This window comes from Aliterella sp. E5.1, from assembly GCF_057473825.1.
Map to the genome: position 1 here is coordinate 21804 of NZ_JBYCCV010000004.1, position 19482 is coordinate 41285.

Here is a 19482-nt window from a genome sequence, read left to right on the forward strand (position 1 = left end):
AACTTATGACAATTAAAAATTACAACATTCAAAGTGCGATCGGTTTAGTTCCAGCCGCCGGAGAAGGAAGTCGTATTTCTCCTTTACCTGGTAGTAAAGAGTTGTATCCGATTGGCTTTCGGATGGCAACCGATGGCAGTTTGCGCCCTAAAGTAGTTTGTCATTATTTGCTAGAAAGTATGCGCCTAGCTGGTATTCGCAAAGCCTACGTTTTGCTGCGATCTGGTAAGTGGGATATTCCAGCTTATTTTGGTGATGGTTCGCTAGTAGCTATGAATTTGGGTTATCTAATCGTCAGCCAGCTATTTGGCGTTCCTTATACTTTGGATCGCGCTTATGAGTTTGTGCAAGATGCGGTGGTTACTTTAGGTTTTCCAGATATTATTTTTCAACCCCAAGATGCTTTTGTCCGACTGTTAGCTCACCTCAGCGATAGCGAGGCAGATTTGGTTTTGGGTGTTGTTCCTTTCGATCGCCCCCATAAAGGCGGGATGGTAGATTTTGATACTCGCGGCTGCGTCCGCTTGGTGGTAGATAAGCCTCTGCATAGCACTCTGCGTCATAGCTGGTTTGCGGCGGCTTGGACACCAAGTTTTACGGAGTTTTTACACCAACATCTAGCTAATAAGCTCCCTGGATCTGAGGAAGTTTTGATTAATGAGGCGATTCAAGCAGCTATTGATAGCGGTTTACAGGTAGAAGTGGAAGTGTTTGAAAATGGTAGTTTTCTTGATATCGGTACTCCTGAAGATTTAGTTGTTGCTGTTCGTCAAGGTGCAAGCGAGGAATAGGAAGATAATTAGTAATTTTTGAATTAATTAACTAGGCTAAAAATGATTTTAAATAGTTTAGAAATTCCAGATAGCGATCGCAACACTGACGATCTTGGACAGAATATGTATCAGTTGATAACAGATCTGTATCCAATTTGCCGCAGCATTACAGGGGATGGATTTAGAGAGACTTTAAGTATTCTTAAAAACTATATTCCCCTTGAAGTCCACGAAGTACCTACCGGAACAGAGGTATATGATTGGACTGTACCGAAGGAATGGAATATTAGAGATGCTTATATTAAAAACCCCCAAGGAGAAAAAATTGTAGATTTTCATAATTCTAATTTGCACGTTGTTAATTACAGCGTCCCCGTTCATCAAAAAATGTCTTTGGCTGAATTAAAGGAACATTTATTTACGTTGCCCGATCGCCCAGATTGGATTCCTTATCGAACTACTTATTACAAAGAAAGCTGGGGGTTTTGTTTAACTCATAACCAATACTTGGAGTTGCCAGCAGGAGAGTACGAGGTAGTTATTGATTCGTCTTTAGAAGCAGGTCATTTAACTTATGGAGAGTATTTTATTGCTGGAGAAACTACTGAAGAAGTTTTGATATCTTGCCATAGCTGTCATCCTTCTTTATGTAATGACAATCTATCCGGAATCGCGGTAGCAGTATTTTTAGCTCAACACTTAAGCAAGCTACCCTTACGTTATTCTTACCGATTTTTGTTTATTGCTGGCACGATTGGCTCAGTTACTTGGCTATGCCACAATGAAGCTCAAGTTGCTAATATCAAACACGGTTTGGTACTAACTTGTGTAGGCGATGGGGGGAAGTTTACTTACAAAAGAAGCCGTCAAGGTACGGCGGAAATTGACAAAGTTACTGAATACGTACTGGCAAATTCGGGCAAAGAATACGAAGTTATTGATTTCTTTCCCTACGGCTACGACGAACGACAATATTGTTCGCCGGGGTTCAATTTGGCGGTAGGTTGCTTTATGAGGTCGCCTCATGGGAGTTTCCCGGAGTATCATACCTCGGCAGATAATTTGGAATTTGTTAAACCAGAATATGTCGCAGATTCTTTTACTCAATGCTTAGCAGTTTTACAAATTTTAGAAAATAATAAAACGTACCTAAACCAAAACCCTAAATGCGAACCAAGGCTAGGGAAAAGAGGTTTGTATCGAGCCGTTGGCGGACAAGCAGAAGAAGCATTAAACGAACTCGCTATACTGTGGGTACTAAATTTGGCGGATGGCGAACATACTTTATTAGCCATGGCGCAAAGATCGGGTATAGCAATTGATGTAATTAATAAAGCAGCCCAAGCTTTGTTAAAACACGATCTATTAAAGGAAATTTGAGCATAATAACAGCAGCAAGGGCTTTAAAAGATCGAAATGCAGTGGTCACTGGCGCAAGAAGCAAGGTGTTAGCACGATCACCAATATTCTAGTTAATGCTCAAGAAGTGAGCGTTTTGAGTGTATGTCCTAGAGGTACTGCTACGCCAAGGCATTATATTCACAAAATAGAGGGTAAGGTATATCAAAGCGATCTCTGGCTACAACCGCAAGCTATAGCCTTTTAGTCGTAGTTAATGCCTTAAGTATGCCAAGAAGTGCGGAAACAACAGATATCAATATTAGACCGTTCCAAAAACTTAACCGATGGGCAATAATTAACGATCTTCACCGATCGTAAATAAACTAGAGAATAAACCTACTGCAATCGGTGGAGGAATTTTGCCTCCTACAGGAACGATTTTGTACTTAACAACAGTCAATAATGCAAATAAGGAGCGATCGCGTATGCCAGCATTAACCGTAATCATCTTGACATTGAATGAAGAAGAATTTGCTGAACGCTGTATAAATAGCGTACGCTGGGCTGATGAAGTGCTAGTCATTGATTCTAATAGTACGGATCGAACTCGTGAAATTGCCGCATCCCTTGGCGCTAGAGTATACGAGCAAAAATGGCTCGGTTGGTCGGGACAGCGCAATAAAGGCGTAGAACTTGCTAAAAATGATTGGGTAATGTTCCTAGAATGCGATGAAATTGTCACCCCAGAATTAGCCCAGTCGATTCAAGAAGTCATGAGCCATCCAATGGATGAACGCGATGGTTATTGTTTAGATCGGCGCGGCGACTTTTACGGTCTGTTGCTGCCCAATGTATCTAGACCAGCTAAACGCAAAAGCTTTGTCCGCCTCTTCAACCGTCGGTGTAGCGCCTACGATATGAGCATGAAAGTGCATGAGGAAGTGATATTTCCAGGTAAAAGTATTCCCCTGCAAGGGGTTCTGATTCACTGGCGGGCGTACATGATGGATGAATACATGAGCGTATTCAATCGTTATGCCACCGTAGAAGCAGAAATGCTCAACGAAAGAGGTGTCCGCTCTACAGGCTTAAAAATGCTGATTAGACCAATATTAAGGTTTCTATGGTGCTATATTGCCAAAGGCGGCATTTGGCTGGGTACAAGGGGAATCGTTCATGCGGTACTACAAGCTACTAGCGAATTTATGCGCTATGCCAAGCTCTGGGAAATGCAGCAGGTGGAGCGGATACCCCATCCGCCTGAAAGTATATATAAAGACACTCCTAGTAAAAAATTGGCAGTTCAAGAAAGTGCTTTAGCCAACTAATTAGGTATCCAACCGTCATGAAGTTATATTCATGACGGCAGCTATAATATTTTTTAAACTTGTATATATGAGTGTAAGTACTTCTACAGTTAGAGCTAATCAAAGTGCGCCAGCGTTACACGCTTGGATAGCTATTTTGGGGCTAATAATCTTTTCTGCTGTAGCTGTTTTGATCGGAAAAGGAAGCATTTTGCGCTTGCTTTTTCCCCTGGGATCTTTAATAGTTGGCTTATTTTTGTACGGCAAGTATCCCACCATGTATATCAGCTTTACATGGTGGATATGGTTTATGACCCCATGGCTCCGTCGCATTATAGATTATCGCAATGGTTGGGATGGTAGCGGTGTAATTTTGATAGCGCCATTTCTGGTAACGCTAATTACCATAATTACTTTTGTTCAATACTTCCCTCGATCTTATCGCATGGGAGGATTGCCGCTAATAATCGCGATTCTCGGCGTAGTCTACGGGTTTTTAATTGGTATAGTCAATAATCCCCTCGCCGTAGCTTTGAGAGCGCTCTTAGACTGGCTAACTCCAATTCTCTTTGCTTTTCATTTCTTTGTAAACTGGCGAAATTATCCCAAATATCGGCAGAATTTACAAAATACTTTTATGTGGGGATTGCTAATTACAGGCATATATGGAATTATCCAGTACCTCGTAGCACCAGAATGGGACAGATTTTGGATTATTCAAACTAGGTTGCTAACCAATGGAGCTCCAGAGCCTTTGGGTATTAGAGTATTTAGTACGATGAATTCTCCAGGACCTTTTGCTAACGTGCTACTAGCAGGGCTGCTAATATTACTTAGCAGTGAAAATCTTCTGCGCGTTCCGGCTTCGGCGGTTGGCTATTTAGCTTTTTTATTGTCTTTAGTCCGCTCGGCTTGGATTGGCTGGTTTTTTGGCTTGATTAACCTTTTAAGTGCATTAAAACCGCGATTGCAGATGCAGTTATTTGTAACTATTACAGTCATGGCTTTGTGCGTAGTGCCATTAACGACCATCGAGCCTTTTGCAGAAATTATTAATGCTCGATTAGAATCTTTGACTAATCTGAAAAAAGATACTAGCTTTAACGAACGATCTACGCTTTATGAGAGAAATGTCAGTATTGCCTTTTCTAGTGGTTTGGGCAATGGCATCGGTAGTAAATACTTTGTAAATGAAAAAGGTCTTCTTCAAGAAGTTACGCTCGATAGCGGTATTTTAGATGTATTTTTTACCTTGGGTTGGTTTGGCGCTGTTCCTTACCTAAGTGGCATTATACTTGCCATATTCAATATACTTAGAAGTTCTGAAGCGCGCTCCGATGCCTTTGCTAGTGCGGCTCGTGCTATTAGTTTGGGCGTTTTATTTCAGATGTTATTTGGTAACGTCATGCTGGCACTTTCTGGAGTTGTCTTCTGGGCTTTTCTGGGTATAAGTATGGCCGCCAATAAGTATCATCAGCACGAAAAGTTGCTACAAAAGCAGCAATCTATCAACTAGCCCAAGTTAGGGCTTGCTCCCATCCTAGACCCTGACGAACGATCTCCGGCGTGTCTCCTGTTAAGTCAATAATTGTCGAAACGCGATCGCCTATTTGCTCAGAATCATCATCGACAATTACATCTACTAGCTTCTCCAAACGGTCGAATAGTTCAAAGCGAGAAACATTTAGTTCTGTTGGGGGTGTAAATTCATCTGCTTGGGGAGTTAAATGAGCGGAAGTAGAAATAATCGGATTTTCTAAAGCCTGTAGTAAAGCCAGACATAGTTTATTATCGGGTACGCGAATGCCTGTAGTTTTGCGTTTGGGATTGAGGACTAAGCGCGGAACTAATTTTGTTGCAGGTAGCAAAAAGGTGTAAGGTCCAGGGATTAAGTGTTTCATAGTTCGATAAGCGCGATCGCTAACTACGGCATAAGTTGCAACTTGCGAAAGCGAGGGACATAAAAAAGTTAGGGGTTTATCGTTTGATAGTTGCTTAATTTGCCTTACTCGTTCTACCGCCGATTTGACATTGAGATCGCAACCAATCGCATAAACAGTATCGCTTGGGTAAAGCATGACTGCGCCCGATTTCAGGTGACTAACAATTTGTTCGATGGTGCGCTTTTGAGGATTATCAGGATGAAGATTGTAGATTGTCGCCATAATAAATGTGGTGAATATTAAAAATGCCCTTTGCTGTATGAAACTAGCCTATTTAGAATGTCCAACAGGGATTGCTGGCGATATGTGCTTGGGTGCGATCGCAGACTTGGGGGTTCCTCTAGAATACTTGAGTGCAAAGCTCAATGGGCTGGGTATTGCCGAAGATTACCAGTTACGAGTCCAGAGCGTCCATCGCCAAGGACAAAGGGCAACTAAAATTCATGTAGATTTAGCTCATCGTCAGCAGCACGCGCGACATTTGCCAGAAATTGAAAGGCAGATTATTGATGCCAGACTCCCACCCCAGGCAGAAGCTTGGAGCTTGGCAGTATTTCGGTGTTTGGCAGAGGCAGAAGGGGCGGTACATGGTATAGATCGCGATCGCGTTCATTTTCATGAAGTAGGGGCAATAGATGCCATTGTCGATATTGTCGGAACTTGCCTAGGTTTAGATTGGTTGGGGATTGAAAAGCTATATTGTTCGGCAATGCCTACTGGCGGTGGCAGCGTCCGCGCCGCTCACGGGCAGCTACCCGTACCCGTACCCGCCGTATTGAAGCTATGGGAAATGCGCCAGTGTCCGGTTTATAGTAATGGCATTGAGATGGAATTGGTCACGCCTACGGGGGCGGCGATCGCGACTACTTTAGCTACAGATTTTGGTTCGCCACCCACTATGACATTGCAACAGGTAGGACTGGGTGCAGGTTCTAGAGATTTGCCTATCCCTAATATTTTGCGTCTTTGGGTGGGAGAAACAACAGCCAAGAGCGATCGCAACCTAGTTGTAGAAGCCGTCGCGGTACTAGAAACCCAAATTGACGATCTCAGCCCCCAAGCGATCGGTTACGTGTTTGAGGCTTTGTTTGAGGCAGGTGCAGCCGATGTTTTTACTCAACCCATCGGGATGAAAAAGTCTCGTTTGGGAACTTTGCTGACAGTTATTTGCCACCCGGAAAAAGTAGCGGATTGCGAAGCGATTATTTTTAAAGAAACTACTACTTTGGGTATTCGCCGCTCTGTACAGCAGCGGACAATTTTAGAGCGAGAAATTCAACAGGTTGATACTGATTACGGTGTAGTTCGAGTTAAGGTTGCTTGGGCAGGAAAAGAGGCAATTTCTAACGTCCAGCCAGAATATGAAGATTGCGCCCAACTGGCTCGAAAACATCAAATTTCTTGGCGGGAAATTCATCGGATAGCTTTGCAGTGCTGGTATACACAAAATAGCAGTAGCTTGTAGTTATCTAAAAAAATAAAAGCCAGGAGATTTCCTGACTTTTATTTTTTAACTACTTATGAAACTAATCAACGGCATCTTTGACTGCATTACCTGCTTTATCCAAGTTCTGCTTTGTACCTCTAGCAGCATTGTTTAATTTGTTTTGAAAGAAGTTACCAGTTTTTTCCACATTGGTTTGAGTATCGTCAACTAAGTTTTTGCCTGCGGACTTAGTATTATCAACAGTTCTATCAATGTTTCTTCTTGCGTCTCTAGTTAGCTCTCTCGTATCTGGAGTGTTTGCCTTGATATTTTCTTTGGCATTTTCCGCCGCTCTATTTACACCTTTAGTTGCGTCTAAAGTGTTGTCTTTAACATTTTCTGACCCGCGCTTTGCGCCTCTAGCCAAATCGTCAGCAGTACCTTGAATTTTGTCCTTAGCACCTTCGGCGTTGTCTCTGAGATTTTTGCCAAAGTCTTCGGCGTTTTCGCCTTTCTTGTCCAAAATACGCTTGGTGTTACCTGAAAGACTTCCGGTTTGATCGATAACGTTGCGTTCGGCATTTGCTTTCAAAGCTGCGGCTTTGTCTGCTATACCAGGTTCAGCTTTTTCGGCTCTAGGATCTAAGTCGCTAAAATCGTTCATTGTTCCTTTTTGAAAGCGGTTGGTTGTAGCTTCATTGGGAACTTCTGGTCTGGGGTTTTTACCAGATGTCAGTTCTTTATCTGGTTGTACGCCAGAGGGAACGTTTGGTCTAGTATTTGGGGTTGTAGCTTGTACGCTGCTGTTGCAAGCGGTATTAAATAATAGTAATGCTCCGGCTAAAAAAGTCAAGATCATTTGACTCAATTTAACTTTTTTAACCCAATTAATTATCTTGTTCATAGCCATACTCCGTTTGGTTTTTGAGTGAATTAAATCTTCAGCTATCTATTGCTCCAATCGTAGTAATTAGTTCTAGATTACTGGGGCAATAAATACTTTACGATTATTTATGTAAAGCAGGATTGCTTTGAGCTTCTGGTCTTCTTCCAGCCTCATCAGCTTTATTTTTTACAAAGCCCGCAGCTTCTTTAAAAGCATCAGTAGCAGCTTCTACGCGATTTTCTACTCGTTCGCCTAAATCTGCATTGCGCTGATTTAGTCCGCCTAATTTTGGCTCTGTAAAGTCTTTGCTAGTTTTTATTGGCAACTCTGTTTCCTTCTCTGCTCTCCCTGCGGGTGTCTCTGCACCAGGATAGAGAATATCGTTTGCAGCTATAAGTATTGAGCTATCGACTAAATTAGATTGTTGACCCTTAGCATCTGTCTTACTGACTTTGGGGTCTGTAGACATTTTTAAATTCGTATATTTGTCGCCGCCACCTTTATAAGGATTGTTTGCTCCACCAGCTTGTACGGGCGGATTATTTGGGTTTGCACCTTGGGTATTTGCTGAATTGCAAGCAGTGCTAATTACGAGCAATACACCTGCTAAAAATACTGTTAAAACTTGGCGTAACCTTAGTTTTTTGAAAAAAGCAGTTAACTTATTCACAAATTCCTCCTTGTAGCTTTTAAGACAGATTACGCCCTATATATGTCCTTTAGGTACGCTTGACATTTAGGAAAATGCGATAGCGTTAAAAGAACAATTTTGGCGTTGTATGCTTAAATTAGCTGATAATTAACCAACAATCGTTAACAGTAGCAATCAATTTGCGATCGCTACCTCTAGCCAAGGTCACATTCTTATTTTCGCCACTTAACTTCTGTTATCTAACTCTAGAGAGATTTACAACCTCTCCCATTGATAGGTCTATTTGTTGGTTGTTGTAGCAAAAAATATTTCTTAGATAAAAGAAAAGTCTCACCAACTTGCAATCCCAAAATTTGACATTGAACTAGGCTGAAATAGCTGCAACTAATTAAAATTGGCGCGAATTTGAAGTCCAAACGTATCCAAGACACTGCATACTAAAATCATGCGATCACTTGAGACATTGCCTCAATTGCAACTAATTTTTAGTCGTTGAAAATTACAGCTTAAGTTTGTCATGTACAGTTTTAACCAACTTGGTGTTATTTCTGAAATTTGCCAACAAAGCGAAGTTGGTAAGCTTTTACCCTCTGCTCTTTACGTCCATGTTTCGGCGTTACCCCGACTTAATCCTCTCTTGCAAAGCTACGAGAAGATTGCCAAATTTGCAAGAGAGCAACAAAGTGTAAATATTGTCAAATTTAGTATAGATAAATTCAAAATTTCTTACTTGTTCTATCCTGATTTTGACACCGAACCGCATCCTGCTTTGCAAGCAAGTATTGTAGTAGATTTGCAAACTCTAGAAACGAGCTACCGAGACTACCGTACCTCGGATAATCCGCCGATATTGCACCGTAAAGAAACTTTTGTGACTCCCGATTACCCGCTTTACGAGCAATTTACCGCCTTGACTCGTCAAGAACAAGCTTTGGGATTGTTACGTAATTCAACAGCAATTGGAACGCGAATTCTATGGGAGCAGCGTCTAGAAATGCAAGGCGTTGAACTGCAAGGGCATAGCTTAATCGTGCATCCACAACGCAACAATGGCGCTGTTCCACGCATTGAGCGCCATAAAGCAGCGATTGATCGCAATGAGTTATCTCGCCCGGTACGCTTGGCTCTTGAGGCGAATTTATTTACAGAAACTACTTTTTTTGATTACGGTTGCGGCTACGGTGGTGATATTAGCTGCATTGCCAAGCTGGGTTACAGCAGTGCGGGATGGGACCCTTATTACTCCCCCGATACTCCCCGCGTAGCCGCCGATATTGTGAATTTGGGGTATGTAATTAATGTTATTGAAGACACTGCTGAGCGCCGAGAAGCCTTAATCAAAGCCTGGGAACTTACACGCCAAGTATTGATTGTGTCAGCGCAAGTATTAATAAGCGATCGCACAAGAGGACAAATAGCTTACGGTGATGGTGTAGTTACTCGACGCAATACTTTTCAAAAGTACTACGAACAAGAAGAACTAAAAATATATATCGAACAAGTGCTAGGAATTGAAGCAATTCCAGTGGCGTTAGGGATTTATTTTGTATTTCGAGATCCAAGTCAGGCGCAAAGTTTTCGCGCCTCCCGCTATCGTTCTCGCGCCACTACGCCTAGAATCCGCGTACCTAGCAAGCGGTTTGAGGATTACAAAGAGTTACTAGCTCCCTTAATGAATTTTTTTAGCGATCGCGGACGATTGCCTGTCAAAGGCGAAATTACGCAAGAATTGGCATTGCTGGCAGAATTTGGCAGTTTTAAACGTGCTTTTCAAGTCATTCTCCAAGCAACCGATGTTCAAGAATGGGAAGCGATTTCTCAAAAACGCCGACAAGACTTGTTAGTTTATTTTGCTTTGAGTAAGTTTAGCTGTCGCCCAAAATTGGCGGAATTAAAACCCCAAGTTCAAGAAGATATCAAAGCTTTATTTGGGAGTTACAAGCAAGCAAGCTTGAGAGCGGATGAGATGCTGTTTAGTATCGGGAATCTCGATATTATTGCTCAATGCTGCCAAACTAGCGAAGTTGGTAACAAACTGCCCAATTCTCTAACAATTCATATTTCTAGTTTAGAAGCTCTCAATCCCTTGCTACGCCTCTACGAAGGCTGTGCTAGTCGCACTATCGGACGTTTGGACTTGGCTAATGTAATTAAATTTCATACCAAAGCGCCCAAAATTTCTTACTACTATTACCCTGATTTTGACGATGAACCTCATCCTACTTTAGCTTCTAGGATGCAGATAGATTTACGGGACTTACAGGCAATTTATACAGATTATGATGGCGATTTTGACCCCCCAGTGTTGCACCAAAAAGACACATTGGTTACTTGCGATTATCCGCAATATGCCAAATTTGCTAAATTAAGCGATCGCGAACAAGATTGGGGTTTGCTAAATAATTGGCAGGAAATTAAGCGCTTGCAAGGTTGGCAAAAATGTTTGCAGGATCATTGTGCCACAATTCAAAACCATCAACTGCGCTGGCGTAAAGATGCCGAGCCTTACAAGTTAAAGTTACTACGCGCGGCTTTAAGGCAAAAAAGAGCAAACAGCAGAGACTTTCTTAATACTTAGCTAATTCAATCCAGCTTTCTATGCCTTTTTTTGTTGGGGTTCCAGTAGGGGTAAATGTCCAAATATCGCGCTTATGTTGGAGTCCATAACTAATATGAATTGGTCTGTCTGCGCCGTAGTAGTAGATAGAATCAAAAGGCAAATGCGATCGCAATATCCAGTCAATAATGCGATTACTTTTTGTATCTATAATTAAAAAATCACAAGCAGCGCCTAGTCTTTCACAGTAATACTTACCATTTTTTTTGATTTCATAAGCCATATGTTGATCCCTCGCAGGATCGATTCGACCATTTTTAATCCCTGTTACCGGATCTTTTTTATCTAAATATTTTCTTAAGTCTGGCGAACAAAATCCATAGGTTAGTTGAAACCTATCTTGACCAAAACAGTCAATTATCGGCTCTAAAATGAATTGACTTAAAGCTTGTAGTGCCAAAATAGCTGCATTTAAGTTTGTTGGATAGCAGTTAATTTCTTTAAAGTAGTTCTTATAAGTATTGGTACAACTACAAAAATCTTCCAGCGTAAAGTAATTGCTAATTCTTACTAAGTGCATAAATTAACTACATCAAAGTTGTACTATCTCCATAAATAGCCAATATAATATTGTACATCTCTAGGAAATTGATCATTGAATCGCATTCTTCGTCTTTAAAGTTTTCGTAATAGCGAATCAACTCGGCAATGCAAGTTTCTAGATGAGCATAAGCAGGCTTACAAATAAGAACTATCTTGAGTAGCACTGTTACTAAAGTCAAAGTGTTACCCTGAGAAATTAATAACAAAAATGATGGCGACGGCTGGCGATGATTTTCTGTTGTTAAGCTTTCAATTAAACGATTGCAGGTAATAATTAATAGTGAATCGGTTAAAACCTCGTCATTGTGTTTTTCATACAATGACAAGATTTTTAGATTTAATGTATCTAACAATTCTTCGTGGTCAATAAAAATACTTAAGTATTTATGCAGATTTTGCTTAAAATGCTTGTAATTTTGTCCTTGAGACTGTTCTGCAAAAATCTTTGCAAATTTTTTATAAGTTGTTGGCTCTCGTTTTGCTGCTATTGTTTTAATTAATCTCAAAACCTCACTACTTACGCCAGTTGGGTTTTTTGACAAAGGGTTTTGCACGTCATTTTCCGAACGAGCAAGATACATTGTCAAATCGAATTTAAAGCGATATCTCAAATGTTTTGCCCGTTCTTTAGCAGCTTCTCTATGTTCTAAAGAATTTTTAGGATTAACAGATTGAGCGACAAATATATGAGAGCTATAACGTTCGCTCCAATGACGAGTTTTTTGACTTTGTTGATTTTGTTGATTGACAATTTTTTCGGCAAATAGCTTTATTTCTTGGTAATCTTGACTACCGACAAATCTTTTCAGCCAAACTTTTAAACAATTACTAATTGGCGAAAGAGAGGTTTTTTCAATACTTGGATTATCAAATAGCTCAACTAAATCGTGTATATGCTTAATTTGCTTAGTTGTTTTCCAGTTATTTATTAGTATGTAACAGCATCGCTTGAGTGTTGCGTAAAATGTATCTTCTTCATCCATCACCACAATTTCATACAAACCCTCTACAGCACCAGAACTCATAGAACCTAGATGCTGAATAAACAAGCTATTAAATTCTTGCAAAACGGCTTCTGGCGACCAGCTTTTGATAATACTCATCAAAAACGAATATATTTTCTCTTGGGCTTGTTCAATATTTTCAGTTGGTCTAATTATTTTGACGCTTAATTGAGAATTTTGATCGTCTGTCATAACAGCACTTAGTAAGTATAAAATAGTGCAGACAGTTTAGTCTTAATACTTAAATAATCTGCGTAGTTTACGTAATTATTATAATTTTTACTTGTAAGATAGTTTTAAGCGCTCCAATTAACCCAACTTATTAATAAAATTAGTCCCCTTCACCGTTATGTACTACCGAGATTGTACGGATAACTTTATTATTTGTTACTGTAGCAAGACTTAACTTTAGTGAATATATGGGCTTTTGCTGGCACATAATTTTCTTGGGGCGCAAAATAAAAGTCTGCTTACTTTTGCGGACAAGCTTACGCCCATAATATAGCTCATTAATAAGCTTTGATTTTTCAATCAAAGCTTACTTGTAGCAACGAGCTTGTAATGGGGGCAGAGAGACTTGAACTCTCACGACTTTTACATCAACGGATTTTCATTCTCTTGCAGCTTTCGCTACTTCCTAAAGACTTAAGCTTTCGGTTTTGAGAATTGGACTCTCTCTTTACCCTCGCCAAATTTGCGTTAGGGTAGCTCCCGTCGAGTCTCTGCACCTTCCGAACGAGATTTTCGGCTTGGCTCAGGATTGCCTTGTCTACTTCTAGATTTAGGTTTCCCTGAATTTGAGAGCGGTCACTTGACAGATTTCTCCAGTCAAGGCTCAGTTTTCTAAGTCCGCAGCGTCTACCATTCCGCCATGCCCCCGGTCTTAATTTGAGCGCGACTTCCTATCATATACACAATTAATTCATTTGTAAATAGAAAAACCCAGGAATTTTAATATTGTTGCCAAAATTGCCAAAGGTTGTTGGTGGGTAATGTGCCGAAGTGCAAAGAACGTAATAATATAGCAGGTGAGATTGCCCTTGGTACTTGGAACTGAAAACTCATGATCGTACCCTTACTTTATTTAACATTGGCTGGCTCTTACTTGTTGGTGCTGCCTGTAATAACTTTGTTTTATTTAAAATTGCGATGGTATACGGCGACTTCTTTTGAGCGCGGTTTTATGTACTTTTTAGTATTTTTCTTTTTTCCAGGGCTGTTATTGCTGTCTCCTTTTGCAAATTTTCGCCCCCAGCGACGACAACAGGGGTAAAGAATGCGAAAAATTGATATTTTGGGCATTGGTGTAGGTATATTTGTAGCTGGCGGGCTAAGTTATGCAGTTTTGCAGATAGCTGGTTTAGATAACCTAAAAGCAGGAGTTTGGAGTCAATTATTGCTGGTAGGTGGTTTAATTGGCTGGGTAGCTACTTACATCACTAGAGCCATGAATAATAAAATGACTTACAATCAGCAGCGCGAAGCCTACGAAGAAGCTTATTTCAAAAAGAGATTAGACGAACTAACCCCTGAAGAACTAGAACGGATTCAAACAGAAATTGACCAAGAGCGATCGCAAACTAAGTAATTATTAGTCAAAAGATGTCGGAGTAGGTACGTACTCTAGTCATGCCATTGCTCTAGAAGAAGCAGGAAGCTAGTTGAGAGTAGGGATTGAATAGTTTTAGCCTGTTGGTGGCGCTTACAAGCTCTGTGACACAGCTATGAGCCTCGCGCCTCAGCCTTGCAAAGATTTGGTATAGAAATTAAATGCCACAACGCTTAGACTATCTCAAACAAAGTGGTAATGACTGGCTGCTAGGATGCGACTTTCAGGAGTTAGTTCAACTAACCGAGCAATTGTATTTAGAATTGTCTCAACGGACGCAGCAGGGAATAGTACCAAAAGTATTAATCGCCGAACGCGAACCATGGAAGTTTTTGGCGGGTTTTATCGCAGCTTCGGCGGCTGGTTGTCCAGTTTTTTTAAGCAATCCCAACTGGGTAAAACAAGAATGGCAGCAAGTATTTGAAATAGTGCAACCTGACTTGATTTTAGGCTATGGAAATTGGGAATTAGAAATCAAAAATTATTACCCCAACTCTCAGCAAGTTTTAAATCCTAACTGGGTGATGATTCCGACTGGTGGTTCGTCAGGAAAGATTCGCTTTGCTATTCATACTTGGGAAACTTTAACAGCATCCGTTGCAGGTTTTCAGCAATACTTGCAATTAAAAAATATAAATTCGTTTTGCACATTACCGCTATATCATGTGAGCGGAATTATGCAGTTTATGCGTTCTTTTACTACTAAAGGCAAGCTAGTAATTCAGCCATTCAAACAGTTAGAAAGTGGCAACGACGATACAGACATCAGCGATTTTTTTATATCTTTAGTGCCAACTCAGTTACAGAGATTGTTAGAAAAACCTGATACAGCTAAATGGTTAGCAAAATTTAAAACTGTACTATTGGGCGGCGCACCAGCTTGGCAAGAATTATTAGCAACAGCTAGACAATATAAGATTAATTTGGCTCTTACTTATGGGATGACAGAAACCGCTTCAGGAATAGCAATTCTTAAGCCAGAAAATTTCCTTGCAGGCGATAACAACTGCGGTCAAGTTTTGCCTCATAGCCGAGTATCAATTTGTAATTCCACGGGTAACAAACTAAATCAAAATGAAGTAGGAAATATTACTATTAATTCTCAATCTTTAGCTCTTGGGTATTATCCATACTTATTTGAAAGCCGAGATAATTTTAGATTAGACGATCTAGGATTTATTGATAATAAAGGTTATTTAAACTTAGTCGGACGTAGTAGTAATAAGATAATCACTGGGGGCGAAAATGTTTACCCAATAGAAGTAGAAGCCGCTATTCGAGCCACAAACTTAGTTGAAGATATCTGTGTAATTGGTACGTGCGATCGCATTTGGGGACAAGTAGTAACCGCACTTTATATCAAAAAGGATAAAACAGTTTCTACCTATAGTTTGCAAGCAGCAATAGCAGGCAAATTAAGCAAATACAAACAACCCAAGCATTGGATTGCAGTGGAAAGTATACCCCGTAATCCTCAAGGCAAAATTAACCATAAACAAATAAATTCCATAGCTGAGCGATATCTAAAAATTAGTAATTAAGCCTTTTAGTCTACTGACCAAGCTAATAGCTCAAGCCGACTAAATGAAGCTTTTGCACACAAACCTATTCTCCATAAAACTGCAACCAAAGCAACATTTCACTAGATAATTCTTGCCTATTTTTATTATTTGGATTAATACAAACGTGCCGAGTAATTGCCTTGGCGATGGATTGCTTGTTTATTCCTAGCACTTGATAAATAATCTCAAACTTATTACTACTCAACTGTTGAGGCTGCAAAGTAATATCAATCTCATCTCCACAAAAAAGCGGATAAAAAAAATCAATACTAGCATGAACAATTGGAATAGCTGCCGTAGGATTGCTAAAAAACACTTTGAGATTAATATTTGCAGCAATTAAAGAAGCTTCATAAGCTTCATGACAAATTGATAATATATTGGCAAAATAAACAACACCCGCAGCATCGGTATCTGGAAAGCGGATAACTCTTTTGTAAACAAAGGGCATTTTCTCGATAGGTAAGGAGATAATCAGACTAGCAAGAAGTTGAGGCTAATCGTTCGTTAGTTGGGTTTGAAGATGAGGTAATTCACTAGCACTTACCCCGTTTACTATCGTTCGCTTGAGCATGGGATTGTCCCAGTGAGCAAATCCTGTATCGCTGTCAGGATGAAACACGACTACGATTAAATTGCTTTCAATAGTCTGAAACTTGTGCAAACTATCCGCCGGAATTTGAAAAATCGTGCCAGGTTCTAAAGTTAGGACGGTTTGTAAATTGTCTAACTTGCCTCTACCCATGACAACCATACCAATTCGATAGCTAGGATGGGAGTGTAGAGTTTGATCTATTCCAGAAGGAAAGTATAAAACATTGAGACAGGGAGCGCCGCCCCTAACTGGCGCAATCAGGAGGCTGTTAGTTCCCCCATTGATGTAAGCAAGCCGCCCTGTTGACTCGATTGGTCCTCCTAGGCTAAATATTCCCTGATAATTGAGAAATGCGATCGCAATTCCCGATGAATTTCCTGCAAGCTTCCCTCCCCCAGGCAAACAAAAGTACATACCCGAATGCATTGGGTAAGATTCTCCGTCAGTTTGCCGAAATAACAAAGAAGTTCCCTGGTAGATATAACCAAAAGTAGTTCCACCCGCAGGAAATTCAAAGGAGTTTCCCTGCCAAATGCTTACGATTGCTGGAAAGCTATCTTGGCTGAGATCGATGGTGTTTTGTTGCAGTGGGTAGGTTTTTAGCGTCATAAAAATCTTCTCTAGGCAGGCTTTTGAGCAATAGAGTTTTATCCGCTATTGTGGTTGGGGTAACAACAGCGTCTCCTCAAGCTTTTGTCGCAGTTCGGGATTCATCATACAGCCATCGCTATACAAACAATCTACTAGAAGCTGAGTTGCATAATAGTATTGCCGGAGTCGATCTTTTTCTTGAGACGTAAATTTCCATTCCATACCAATGTGATGGCGAGACTTTGCTACTTTTCTAGCTTCGTCGGCAACTTGTTTAATTTCATCATCTACAGGTTTCTCTTTAAGTTTCTGTAAAAGTGTTTTCAGGGTTTCTCGTCCATTAGCTTCTAGAGTTTTGGAGTTTAAAGCAATTTGAATGGCAATGAGCATTACCGCATCGGCGGAGGGGGCGGCGATGATTTTTGTGCTGGGATTGCTAGTTGCGTCGTAGTTTTGAGCCATGGCGATCGCATCCTTCAAGTCCACACCATCTAACATCCGGGTAAGAAAACTAGCACAAACTAAGATATTAACTGAGCGATCGAGAGTCAACGCAACAGATCGACTTTCATCAATTTCAAAGTCAATATCAAAGTAAAACGCCCGCACGGCGGCGGATTTGAAAGAGGAAAATTCTGGAGTCGCCGCGCGATCGCTGGCGTATTGCAAAAACTTTTGCAGTCGCTCAGATTTGGCAAGCAGCAAATCGATATTTTGCTTCATTGGGATTAAAAGCAACGAAGCATCCCCAAGCATCTCTGTAGTTAACAAAAATACTTCTCGCCACCGTTTTTGAGTTACAAAAAAAACGAGTTCTTTGAGGGTTGCTGCTAGAGAATGGCTATTGAAAACGATTTCTCTAGCGGCAAAGTATTCTTGAAAGGTGAGATGAGAAAAGGAGTAAATTCCTTTGGCTCGTTCGATCAGTAGTCCGTGCTGTGCCTCGATAGACTGGAGAATTGCTTTGCTATCAAGCTGCAATTCTTCGGGGTCGGGATTTGTTTTAGACAAGTTTTGGATGTAGTCGTAAATGTATTGTTCGACAACACTTGCCTTAAAAAAGTAATCTTTCTGTTTGAAGGTAGTTAAAGCAATATAACTGAGCAGATTTTCCTTACGCTGAGGGGATAGTTTTTGATAAACGCGATCGCGTTGAATGCCGCGTTTTGAGTCCCATTTTTTTAGCAGGGTATCGATACCTTCTTTATACAGTTCCGAACGATTGCTGGGACAATCACCTGATTCCTCAAAAGCCAAACACACCAGCGTCAGCAACAAGGGACTTCTGGCAAGTTCTTTAATCCGAGGATTTTGGTTTAAATATTTCAAAAAGGTTTCGGCTCGAACGGGCTTATCTTTAAACCACTTATCGGCAAATACGGCAATTTGACTTTCGTTAAAGTCCGCAACTTCTACCTCCGTAAACTTTTCAAATACATATTCCCAAGCGGCAATTCGGCAGGTAATCACAAATTGATTGCTCCAAAATTGCTCGGAAAAATCGCGCAGTTCCTTAATTACCCGATAATAGTCTTCCGATCTGACTTCATCTAAGCCATCGAGTAGCACTAAGGCTCTACCGTGGTGAAAAACTTGATAAAAATCTGCTGTCAACCGATCGAGATCGGAGGAATCGGCGCAGGAATAATCTTTGCGGCTGATATATTCAAGCAAATTTGGTTTACCTTCCGCTTCTGCAAAGTCTTTTAAGGTAATAAAGATTGGCAAGAAGTTACTTTGAAATTCTCCTTCATTACACTGGATGACCAAGTATTTTAAAAAGGTTGTTTTCCCGGCTCCAGGTTTGCCTAAAACGATCAACTTTTTATACTTCTGCACCGCTTCTAAAGCTGGGATACATTCTTTGGCAACGCTCGTTAAGCCAAAGCGCTCGAACTGTTCATAGTCGCATTCAAGCAGCAATTCGTCGATGCGTTTGTGTCGTCGCCCGCTAATTTGCTCCAAAATATTGACGCTGGTATAAAGATCGTTCACCTCAATTGGATGCGACATATCAAGCACCCGCAGCGTGCCGCACCGTTCGCGAATACTGTCATACCCGCTTTGACGGAGATTTTGCACCAGAGTATCGAGTTCAAAAGTTTCTGGCGGTTCAATTGCAATTGGTTTTGCGATCGGCGCAGGCAGATTGGTAACTTTGTGCCAATCCAAGCCCAGGCGATCGCAGATGCTAATAAATAGAGATTGAGCGATCGCTTCTCCCTTCAAAAAATTGATAATCGGCTGACGACTGCAACCAACTAATTCGCTCAAATCTTTTTGCGTCCACCCGGCATTGGTTAGAGCTTGTTTGGCAATTTTTACGCCTGTTTGGGATGCCTTCAGCGATGGTTTTGCCATAAGTAAACGAGTTTTTAAAGACACCCTTTATTCTACTCAGCTTAGGCATAAGCTAGGCATTACCTTAGATTTGGATCTGCTAAAAACTCTAATATTCAGTAATAAGAATCAGTTTGCAGAATTATTGCTACCCGTGTAGGGATATTTATTTTTTACTTGACTTTTTCTTGCTTTTTACTTAGGCTTTAGCTAGACATTAGTAAGGCACAAGAAGCCGTTGCATGAGCATCAGTTGTCTTTGCTAATGCAAGAAAATATTTACCCAAATAATG

General features: G+C 40.7%; 18 protein-coding genes. 9 read left to right on the plus strand and 9 right to left on the minus strand.

What is annotated here, in order from left to right; all coding sequences use genetic code 11:
• Positions 1 to 5 precede the first annotated feature (5 nt).
• Both AC2VE5_RS02605 and AC2VE5_RS02610 read left to right on the plus strand, forming a co-directional pair.
• Positions 6 to 791 (plus strand): sugar phosphate nucleotidyltransferase, encoded by a 786-nt coding sequence (locus AC2VE5_RS02605; protein ID WP_486886225.1) that lies wholly within the window; start codon positions 6 to 8, stop codon positions 789 to 791.
• 42 nt (positions 792 to 833) lie between these two features.
• Entirely contained in the window at positions 834 to 2153 is a 1320-nt protein-coding gene (locus AC2VE5_RS02610) for a DUF4910 domain-containing protein (protein ID WP_486886226.1), read from the plus strand.
• A 316-nt stretch (positions 2154 to 2469) separates the two neighbouring features.
• Here AC2VE5_RS02610 and AC2VE5_RS02615 read toward each other — a convergent pair whose 3' ends face one another.
• Complete coding sequence (locus AC2VE5_RS02615; protein ID WP_486886227.1) at positions 2470 to 2622, minus strand: hypothetical protein; 153 nt, start codon at positions 2620 to 2622, stop codon at positions 2470 to 2472.
• Between AC2VE5_RS02615 and AC2VE5_RS02620 the strand changes: the two genes are divergently transcribed.
• On the plus strand, positions 2600 to 3442 hold the full coding sequence (locus AC2VE5_RS02620; protein WP_486886228.1) for a glycosyltransferase family 2 protein: 843 nt from the start codon (positions 2600 to 2602) through the stop codon (positions 3440 to 3442). The genes AC2VE5_RS02615 and AC2VE5_RS02620 overlap by 23 nt on opposite strands.
• Positions 3443 to 3509: 67 nt before the next feature.
• Entirely contained in the window at positions 3510 to 4937 is a 1428-nt protein-coding gene (locus AC2VE5_RS02625) for an O-antigen ligase domain-containing protein (protein WP_486886229.1), read from the plus strand.
• Here the strand turns inward: AC2VE5_RS02625 and AC2VE5_RS02630 are convergent.
• The gene (locus AC2VE5_RS02630) at positions 4930 to 5586 is read right to left on the minus strand and encodes an L-threonylcarbamoyladenylate synthase (protein WP_486886230.1); all 657 of its coding nucleotides are present in this window, start codon (positions 5584 to 5586) and stop codon (positions 4930 to 4932) included. The two genes, AC2VE5_RS02625 and AC2VE5_RS02630, sit on opposite strands and share 8 nt — an antisense overlap.
• 37 nt (positions 5587 to 5623) lie before the next feature.
• Here AC2VE5_RS02630 and larC point away from each other — a divergent pair, with 37 nt between their 5' ends.
• A complete protein-coding gene (larC, locus tag AC2VE5_RS02635) occupies positions 5624 to 6829 on the plus strand; it encodes a nickel pincer cofactor biosynthesis protein LarC (protein ID WP_486886231.1) in 1206 nt (401 codons plus the stop codon).
• A 61-nt stretch (positions 6830 to 6890) separates the two neighbouring features.
• On the opposite strand, the gene AC2VE5_RS02640 is transcribed toward larC, so the two are convergent.
• The gene (locus AC2VE5_RS02640) at positions 6891 to 7694 is read right to left on the minus strand and encodes a DUF6658 family protein (RefSeq protein ID WP_486886232.1); all 804 of its coding nucleotides are present in this window, start codon (positions 7692 to 7694) and stop codon (positions 6891 to 6893) included.
• Between the two features lie 103 nt (positions 7695 to 7797).
• Positions 7798 to 8346: a DUF6658 family protein gene (locus AC2VE5_RS02645; RefSeq protein ID WP_486886233.1), complete on the minus strand. Its 549-nt coding sequence runs from the start codon at positions 8344 to 8346 to the stop codon at positions 7798 to 7800.
• A gap of 499 nt (positions 8347 to 8845) precedes the next feature.
• Between AC2VE5_RS02645 and AC2VE5_RS02650 the strand changes: the two genes are divergently transcribed.
• Positions 8846 to 10906: a DNA phosphorothioation-associated putative methyltransferase gene (locus AC2VE5_RS02650; RefSeq protein WP_486886234.1), complete on the plus strand. Its 2061-nt coding sequence runs from the start codon at positions 8846 to 8848 to the stop codon at positions 10904 to 10906.
• Here the strand turns inward: AC2VE5_RS02650 and AC2VE5_RS02655 are convergent.
• Positions 10896 to 11465 carry a hypothetical protein gene (locus tag AC2VE5_RS02655; protein WP_486886235.1) on the minus strand — a complete coding sequence of 190 codons (570 nt, stop codon included), beginning with the start codon at positions 11463 to 11465 and terminating at the stop codon, positions 10896 to 10898. The two genes, AC2VE5_RS02650 and AC2VE5_RS02655, sit on opposite strands and share 11 nt — an antisense overlap.
• Positions 11466 to 11472: 7 nt before the next feature.
• Entirely contained in the window at positions 11473 to 12684 is a 1212-nt protein-coding gene (locus AC2VE5_RS02660; protein ID WP_486886236.1) for a hypothetical protein, read from the minus strand.
• A gap of 871 nt (positions 12685 to 13555) precedes the next feature.
• Here AC2VE5_RS02660 and ndhL point away from each other — a divergent pair.
• The 3 genes from ndhL (at position 13556) to AC2VE5_RS02675 (ending at position 15642) form a co-directional block, all read left to right on the plus strand.
• Positions 13556 to 13765 carry an NAD(P)H-quinone oxidoreductase subunit L gene (gene ndhL, locus AC2VE5_RS02665; protein ID WP_486886237.1) on the plus strand — a complete coding sequence of 70 codons (210 nt, stop codon included), beginning with the start codon at positions 13556 to 13558 and terminating at the stop codon, positions 13763 to 13765.
• A gap of 3 nt (positions 13766 to 13768) precedes the next feature.
• Complete coding sequence (locus AC2VE5_RS02670; RefSeq protein ID WP_486886238.1) at positions 13769 to 14080, plus strand: DUF3007 family protein; 312 nt, start codon at positions 13769 to 13771, stop codon at positions 14078 to 14080.
• A 182-nt stretch (positions 14081 to 14262) separates the two neighbouring features.
• Entirely contained in the window at positions 14263 to 15642 is a 1380-nt protein-coding gene (locus tag AC2VE5_RS02675) for a 2-succinylbenzoate--CoA ligase (protein WP_486886239.1), read from the plus strand.
• Positions 15643 to 15706: 64 nt separating this feature from the next.
• On the opposite strand, the gene AC2VE5_RS02680 is transcribed toward AC2VE5_RS02675, so the two are convergent.
• From AC2VE5_RS02680 to AC2VE5_RS02690, 3 genes are read right to left on the minus strand one after another with little or no spacing between them, the layout of a single operon-like run.
• Positions 15707 to 16114, minus strand: a complete 408-nt coding sequence (locus AC2VE5_RS02680; RefSeq protein WP_486886240.1) for an acyl-CoA thioesterase — start codon at positions 16112 to 16114, stop codon at positions 15707 to 15709.
• 45 nt (positions 16115 to 16159) lie between these two features.
• On the minus strand, positions 16160 to 16867 hold the full coding sequence (locus AC2VE5_RS02685) for a cupin domain-containing protein (protein ID WP_486886241.1): 708 nt from the start codon (positions 16865 to 16867) through the stop codon (positions 16160 to 16162).
• 45 nt (positions 16868 to 16912) lie between these two features.
• The gene (locus AC2VE5_RS02690; protein WP_486886242.1) at positions 16913 to 19234 is read right to left on the minus strand and encodes an NACHT C-terminal helical domain 2-containing protein; all 2322 of its coding nucleotides are present in this window, start codon (positions 19232 to 19234) and stop codon (positions 16913 to 16915) included.
• Positions 19235 to 19482: the final 248 nt, after the last annotated feature.